The organism is Pseudomonas sp., from assembly GCF_037994325.1.
Lineage (GTDB): Bacteria > Pseudomonadota > Gammaproteobacteria > Pseudomonadales > Pseudomonadaceae > Aquipseudomonas.
The window spans coordinates 1-6,675 of sequence record NZ_JBBNAH010000696.1 but is presented as its reverse complement, the minus strand read 5'-3'; the positions used below and the strand labels follow the sequence as shown (position 1 = coordinate 6,675).

Genomic DNA, 6,675 nt, shown 5'->3' with positions numbered 1-6,675 from the left:
ACCCCCGCCAATCAGGCGCTTCAGGCATACGTCATCCAACGTATTTATCCATTTCCCCAGCCAGACAAGACTAGCTCCGTACCCCGGCGCACCACCGCGCCCACCCTTCAAAAGGTCCGAGGAGTTTTGTCATGACCGATACGCTGATCAAGGTCGACCTTAACCAGGCCGCCACCGAAAACGAGCAGATTCATAACCGCTGGCACCCGGATATTCCGATGGCCTGCTGGGTTAAGCCGGGCGACGATTTTATTCTGGAAACCTATGACTGGACCGCCGGTGCAATCAAGAACAACGACGATGCCAGCGATGTGCGCGATGTGGATTTGACCACCGTGCATTACCTCTCCGGCCCGGTGGGTGTGCACGGCGCCGAGCCGGGTGATTTGCTCGTGGTCGACCTGCTGGATATCGGTGCCAAGCCCGATTCGCTGTGGGGCTTTAACGGCTTTTTCTCCAAGCAGAACGGCGGTGGTTTTCTCACCGATTATTTTCCCGAGGCGCAAAAGTCGATCTGGGATTTCAAAGGTATGTTCACCAGCTCGCGGCATATTCCCGGGGTTAACTTCGCCGGCTTGATTCACCCCGGTTTAATCGGCTGCCTGCCCGACCACAAAATGCTCGCCGAATGGAACAAGCGCGAGCAGGAGCTGATCGACACCAACCCCACCCGCGTACCACCGCTGGCCAACGCACCGATGGCGCCCACCGCGCATATGGGCAAGCTTAAAGGCGATGCGCGCAACCAAGCAGCCATGACCGGCGCGCGCACCGTGCCGCCGCGTGAGCATGGCGGTAACTGCGATATCAAAGACCTGTCGCGCGGCTCGAAGATTTTCTTCCCGGTGTATGTCGACGGCGCAGGCCTGTCGGTGGGCGATTTGCACTTTAGCCAGGGCGACGGCGAAATCACCTTTTGCGGCGCCATCGAAATGGCTGGCTGGGTGCATATGAAGGTCGAGCTGATCAAAGGCGGCATGGCCAAGTACGGCATCAAGAACCCGATCTTCAAGCCCAGCCCGATTGTGCCGGCCTATAACAACTACCTGATCTTTGAAGGCATCTCGGTCGACGACAACGGCAAGCAGCATTACCTGGACGTCAACCTGGCCTATAAGCAGGCCTGCCTGAACGCCATCAACTACCTGACCAAGTTTGGTTACTCGCCCGCCCAGGGCTACTCGTTGCTTGGTTCTGCGCCGGTGCAGGGGCATATCAGTGGCGTGGTGGATATCCCTAACGCCTGCGCCACGTTGTGGTTGCCCACCGAGATTTTTGAATTCGATATCAACCCGAATGCTTCCGGCCCGACCAAGTACCTCGATGGCAGCATCGATTTACCCAAAGCGCCGGACAAATAAGTTTCGTCGCCTGGGCTACACCAGGGCTGGGCGGCGTTGGTGTGGCCCAGGTGATGGAACCTCGATAAGACGCTGTGGGAAACGTGCGGGCTGTACATCTCGCACGTCGTCTTGAAATTCTGGTTCCCCGCCTGCGCGGGGATGACGGAGGCTAAACGATGCCGATCTATGAATACGACTGCGCCGCGTGCGGCGACTTTACGATGCTGCGGCCCATGGCTGACCGCGATGAGCCTTGCCAATGCCCACGCTGTGATGGGGTAAGTCGGCGGGTGATTTTATCGGCTCCAGGCTTGTCGACCATGGCCGGCAGCCAACGCCGTGCCCATGCCGCCAATGAGCGTGCAGCCCATGCACCGCAAACCCTCGATGAATACAAACAGGCGCGCAAACACCCTGCCGGTTGCGGCTGTTGCAGCGCCAACAAACCTTTGGCGCCGACCAAAGCCAACCCCCACGCCATGAAAGGCAAACCGGCTGGGCGGCCGTGGATGATTAGTCATTGATCAGCCACTTATCAGGTAGTGGCGGTGGGCCGCCCCTACATGGCTGTGAGCGGCGTAAATTCGCCACCTCCAGCCAGAAAATCGCCACTGAAAGGCTCTAGAAAGGGCCTGTGGGTTAAGCTGGCGGCGGGTATGTGTCTTGCTAAGGTTAAGTAACGACTCATACCACCTATAAAAACAGCTGTTGGAACCCCTATGCCCAGAGCCTCCCACCACGAGCTACGCGGTGCCTTCCGCGCTTTGCTCGCGTCCAATGCGTGCTATCACACCGCTTCCGTCTTCGACCCCATGTCCGCGCGCATTGCCGGTGACTTGGGTTTTGAAGTGGGCATCCTCGGCGGCTCCGTCGCCTCCCTGCAGGTGCTGGCCGCGCCAGACTTCGCCCTGATCACCCTGAGCGAGTTTGTCGAGCAGGCCACCCGTATCGGCCGCGTCGCCAACTTGCCGGTGATTGCTGACGCCGACCACGGCTATGGCAACGCGCTCAACGTGATGCGCACGGTCATGGAATTGGAGCGTGCTGGCGTCGCCGCCCTGACCCTGGAAGACACCTTGCTGCCGGCGCAATTCGGCCGTAAGTCCACCGACCTGATTCCGGTGGAAGAAGGCGTCGGCAAAATTCGCGCAGCGCTGGAAGCGCGCGTGGATGCCGAGCTGGCGATCATTGCCCGCACCAATGCCGGCGTGTTGTCGGTTGATGAAGTGATCAGCCGCACCCAGGCTTATCAACGTGCTGGTGCCGATGGCATCTGCATGGTCGGCATCAGCGATTTCGAACACTTGGAAAAAATCGCCGAGCACCTCACCGTACCCATCATGCTGGTGACCTACGCCAACCCCTCGTTGGTCGACGATGCGCGCTTGGCCAGCCTGGGTGTACGCATTGTGGTCGACGGCCATGCTGCTTACTTCGCTGCGATCAAAGCCACCTACGATTGCCTGCGCGAGCAACGCCAGATCGTTGCCAGCGACCTCAGCGCGTCGGCCTTGTCGCACAAGTACACCCAGCCCGAGGACTACCTGGTGTGGGCCGAAGAGTTTATGGAAGTGAAGGAATAAACCCGACCGTTCGTACCGCTCCAGCTTGCTCGCGCTTGTAAAACAGCGCCCGCGCGCCCATATCTGTGTTTATCGCAACAGTGTGCGGGAGACAGATCATGGCCGGCGGTTGGGCAAGTGACGGAGCAGTACAAGAGCAGATCGACAGCAGCATCGAGGACGCCATCCAGCGCGCCCGCAGCCAGCTGCCCAAGGGCGAGAGCCTGAAACACTGCGAAGAATGCGACGCCGCCATTCCCGAGGCCAGGCGCCAGGCCATTCCCGGTGTGCGTTTGTGTGTGGCCTGTCAGGCTGAGCACGACAAAGCTCAGTCCGCGAATAGCGGCTATAACCGCCGCGGCAGTAAAGACAGCCAGCTGCGCTGATCCCGTTTAACTAACTCTCACCACCTGTTCGCATCACTGTGCCGGCTGGGTGTTTTGCCGTTGAGGAATGCTCGAATGGATTTCAAGGATTACTACAAGATTCTCGGTGTGGAACCCACCGCCGACGACAAGGCCATCAAGGCCGCGTACCGCAAGTTGGCGCGTAAATACCACCCGGATGTCAGCAAAGAAAAAGACGCCGAGGTGCACTTCAAGGAAGTGGCCGAGGCCTACGAAGTGCTCAAGGATGCCGAGAAACGCGCCGAGTTTGATGACCTGCGCAAGTACGGCCAACACGGCCGGCCGTTTGAGCACCCGCGTGGCCGACAGCCGGGCGCAGGGGCGTTTACTGATGCCTACGGCGGCGACTATTCAGACTTCTTCGAATCGATCTTCCGCCGTGGTGGCGGTGCCGAAGAGGCGCGCAACCGTGCACGCAAAGGTCAGGATGTGGAAATGGAGCTGCCGGTGTTTCTCGAAGAAACCCTGACCGGCGAAGCGAAGAAAATTTCCTTCCAGTTGCCCGGCGGTATGGGCCAGCCCGGGCAAAGCAAAAGCCTCAACGTGAAAATCCCCGTCGGCGTGAGCGATGGCGAACGTATTCGCCTTAAAGGCCAGGGCGGCCCCGGTATGGCCGGTGGCCAGGCGGGCGATCTGTACCTGAATATTCGTTTTGCGCCGCACCCGCTATTCGACGTGCAAGGCAGCGACCTGGTGCTGACCGTGCCGCTGGCGCCCTGGGAAGCCGCGCTGGGCGCCAAGGTTGAAGCGCCCACCTTGAACGGCCGCATCACCCTGGCCATTCCGGCCAATAGCCAAACCGGTCAGCGCCTGCGCATCAAGGGCCGTGGCCTGAACAATAAGGCCGGTGAGCGTGGCGACCTGTATGCCCAGCTTAAGGTCGTGATGCCGAAAACCACCGACGACGATGCGCGCAAACTCTGGGAGAAGCTGGCGCAGAAGGTCGACTTCGATCCCCGCAGCGAATGGAGCAAATAAATATGAGCGTCCCATTAGGCATGCAAGAGCTTTGTCAGACCGTGGCGATCCCCGCCACGCTGGTGATCGAAATCGTCGAGCACGGCATTATCGACCCCACCGGCCGCGGCCCCGACACCTGGCTGTTTGACCAACACGCACTGATCACCTGCCGGCGCGCCGCGCGTTTGCAGCGTGAGCTGGAAATGGAATGGTCCGGCATCGCCCTGGCGCTACAACTGCTCGACGATCTGGAACAGATGCGTCGCGAGAATCAGCAGTTAAAGAGCCAGTTGGGGCGCTTTCTTGGCCAATAGCCTTGGCGAGTAGTTCGCCGCGTTAGAAAAACGACCGCTCAGCCTTGAGCTGCACAAAGTCCTCGCAATAGCCGTTGTGCCCGGAATAGGCCACACACTGCGGCCCACTCAGGCTGGAGCCGCTGTAGGAGAGGTTGAGGTCGATCCCGGCCCAGGGCCGCGACAGGTTCAGTGACCAGTCGTTAAACACCCGCACCAGCCTGCCGTCGCCATAACCCACGGCATCGTCCAGCGTATGGTTGGCGTATTTCATCGACACATTCATAGCAAACGGCTGCAGCGCCAAGCTCATCAGCAAGGTGCTGTCGGCGCGTCCGGGTGCCTGGCTAACGGCGGCACCAAAGCGGCTGTCGAGCAGGGTCAAGCCGGCGTAATACTCGTTGCTGTCCTCGGCGCTAAAGCCTGGGTGGCTGTAGCGGATCAGGCCGAGCTCGTAACCGAAGCGGTCGTTGAAAGGGCGTTTAAAGCCGCTGTAGGAGTCGAGCTCCAAACGGCTGTCGCGGGCAATGCCCATGCTCGGTGACCACTGCCCCAAGTACCAGCCGCTGTCGTGGGTAAGGTCCAGGCCGCCTTGAAAGGTGCCGCCTTGCGACGGCTGTACCAAGCCTTGGGCCATGCTGCGGGTGGGCGTGGTGCCCAGTCGCAGGTCGTAATCGCCCAGCTCGCGTTGCAGTACCTGGGCATGGGCGTCAGCGCAGGCAAATACGGTCAGGGCCAGGAGAGTGGCCTTTGCTATGTTCATGACTCTTCACTCCAGATATTGAGGAGTGGCGTGCACGCTGGCAGGGGCGCTCGGCCGTTGTAGCGAGGGCGGTTGGCGCGCCGTCGCAACGTCGTTCAAACCAGAAAGTTCGCCCTCTGTGGGGCATTTAATCGCGCGCTGTTTACCGTTGAACAGGCGCAGAACCGCTGGCTAGAGCGGTCCGAGCTTAACGCCCTGAGTTTTCGATAGGGCGCCATTCGTCGATTCAGGCGAAAAAATGGACAGGCTGTCGGATTGGCCACTAATCAGGCGCAAAGCCGCTGGCTAGACGCTACTAAGTCGCCAGTAGGGCTTGTGCACGGCAGCCGAGGGCGGCACGATACTTGCCAAGCTAACGATCTTCCTCAGCCTTATCTGTTGTCTGGAGCGGTAATGTTTTCCCAGATTCTCGCCACGTTGTTGCCGGTATTTTTGATCGCCGGCTGCGGCGCGCTGTACGGCCATTTCCGTAAACCGGATATGCGCGGCCTGAATACCTTGAATATGGAATTGCTGGTGCCGTTGCTGATCTTCGCCGTGCTCGCCGACAGCAAAGCGGCGTTGCAGGACTACACCAGCCTGGCACTCGGCGGCGCGGCGATTGTGCTGGGTTCCGGGTTGCTGCTGTGGCCCCTGACGCGTTGGCTCAAGCTCGATTGGCGCACCTTTCTACCGCCGATGATGTTCAACAACACCGGCAATATGGGCCTGCCCTTGATGGTGTTGGCCTTTGGCGAAAAAGCCCTGCCGGCAGCGGTGGTGTTGTTTATTGTCGAGATGCTGCTGCACTTTACCGTTGGCCTGCGCATGCTCGACCCGGCCACGCCTGTGTGGCGGCTGTGGCGCATTCCCGTGGTGCTGGCCACCTTCGCCGGCCTGACGCTTAACCTCAGCGGCGTGCACCTGCCGCACTGGTTTCTTGAATCGGCCAATATGCTCGGCACCACCTGCGTGCCGCTGATGCTGTTTGCCCTTGGTGTACGCATGCTCGACGTCGACTTCAGCGCCTGGAAAGTCGGTTTGCTCGGCGCCGTCGCCTGCCCGGCAAGTGGTCTGATCCTCGCCTGGCCACTGATTCAACTGCTTGACCTGCAAGGCCTGCAACTGGCCTGCCTATGGGTATTCGCCGCGCTGCCGCCAGCGGTGCTCAACTACATGCTCGCCGAGCAATACGGGCGTGAACCGCACACAGTCGCCTCCCTGGTGCTGATCGGCAACCTCGGTAGCGCGGCGGTGATGCCGGTGGTGTTAGGGCTGTTGTTTTCGGCCGGCTACGGCGCGGCGGTGGTTGGGTGACGTTGGGCTTCGCGGTGCTCAGCCCAACCTACATTCGACCGTAGGTTGGGC

General features: G+C 60.3%; 8 protein-coding genes. 7 read left to right on the top strand and 1 reads right to left on the bottom strand.

Annotated elements, in window-relative coordinates:
- Nucleotides 1–131 precede the first annotated feature (131 nt).
- The 6 genes from fmdA (at nt 132) to AAAB16_RS22955 (ending at nt 4,586) form a co-directional block, all read left to right on the top strand.
- The gene (gene fmdA, locus AAAB16_RS22980; protein ID WP_110618158.1) at nt 132–1,361 is read left to right on the top strand and encodes a formamidase; all 1,230 of its coding nucleotides are present in this window, start codon (nt 132–134) and stop codon (nt 1,359–1,361) included.
- A gap of 158 nt (nt 1,362–1,519) precedes the next feature.
- Nucleotides 1,520–1,867, top strand: coding sequence for a zinc ribbon domain-containing protein (locus AAAB16_RS22975; RefSeq protein WP_340665428.1), 348 nt, complete (start codon nt 1,520–1,522; stop codon nt 1,865–1,867).
- Between the two features lie 195 nt (nt 1,868–2,062).
- Nucleotides 2,063–2,926, top strand: coding sequence for an oxaloacetate decarboxylase (locus AAAB16_RS22970; protein WP_110618160.1), 864 nt, complete (start codon nt 2,063–2,065; stop codon nt 2,924–2,926).
- A gap of 98 nt (nt 2,927–3,024) precedes the next feature.
- The gene (locus AAAB16_RS22965; RefSeq protein ID WP_340665427.1) at nt 3,025–3,291 is read left to right on the top strand and encodes a DksA/TraR family C4-type zinc finger protein; all 267 of its coding nucleotides are present in this window, start codon (nt 3,025–3,027) and stop codon (nt 3,289–3,291) included.
- A 75-nt stretch (nt 3,292–3,366) separates the two neighbouring features.
- The gene (locus AAAB16_RS22960) at nt 3,367–4,290 is read left to right on the top strand and encodes a DnaJ C-terminal domain-containing protein (RefSeq protein ID WP_340665426.1); all 924 of its coding nucleotides are present in this window, start codon (nt 3,367–3,369) and stop codon (nt 4,288–4,290) included.
- 2 nt (nt 4,291–4,292) lie between these two features.
- Nucleotides 4,293–4,586, top strand: coding sequence for a chaperone modulator CbpM (locus tag AAAB16_RS22955; RefSeq protein WP_340665425.1), 294 nt, complete (start codon nt 4,293–4,295; stop codon nt 4,584–4,586).
- Between the two features lie 22 nt (nt 4,587–4,608).
- On the opposite strand, the gene AAAB16_RS22950 is transcribed toward AAAB16_RS22955, so the two are convergent.
- Nucleotides 4,609–5,328, bottom strand: a complete 720-nt coding sequence (locus tag AAAB16_RS22950; RefSeq protein WP_340665424.1) for a TorF family putative porin — start codon at nt 5,326–5,328, stop codon at nt 4,609–4,611.
- Between the two features lie 393 nt (nt 5,329–5,721).
- Between AAAB16_RS22950 and AAAB16_RS22945 the strand changes: the two genes are divergently transcribed.
- Nucleotides 5,722–6,624, top strand: coding sequence for an AEC family transporter (locus tag AAAB16_RS22945; RefSeq protein WP_340665423.1), 903 nt, complete (start codon nt 5,722–5,724; stop codon nt 6,622–6,624).
- Nucleotides 6,625–6,675: the final 51 nt, after the last annotated feature.

Bases quoted from the DNA above. Each gene is read 5' to 3' on its own strand.
- fmdA (WP_110618158.1), top strand. From the start codon at position 132: ATGACCGATACGCTGATCAAGGTCGACCTTAACCAGGCCGCCACCGAA.
- AAAB16_RS22975 (WP_340665428.1), top strand. From the start codon at position 1,520: ATGCCGATCTATGAATACGACTGCGCCGCGTGCGGCGACTTTACGATG.
- AAAB16_RS22970 (WP_110618160.1), top strand. From the start codon at position 2,063: ATGCCCAGAGCCTCCCACCACGAGCTACGCGGTGCCTTCCGCGCTTTG.
- AAAB16_RS22965 (WP_340665427.1), top strand. From the start codon at position 3,025: ATGGCCGGCGGTTGGGCAAGTGACGGAGCAGTACAAGAGCAGATCGAC.
- AAAB16_RS22960 (WP_340665426.1), top strand. From the start codon at position 3,367: ATGGATTTCAAGGATTACTACAAGATTCTCGGTGTGGAACCCACCGCC.
- AAAB16_RS22955 (WP_340665425.1), top strand. From the start codon at position 4,293: ATGAGCGTCCCATTAGGCATGCAAGAGCTTTGTCAGACCGTGGCGATC.
- AAAB16_RS22950 (WP_340665424.1), bottom strand. From the start codon at position 5,328: ATGAACATAGCAAAGGCCACTCTCCTGGCCCTGACCGTATTTGCCTGC.
- AAAB16_RS22945 (WP_340665423.1), top strand. From the start codon at position 5,722: ATGTTTTCCCAGATTCTCGCCACGTTGTTGCCGGTATTTTTGATCGCC.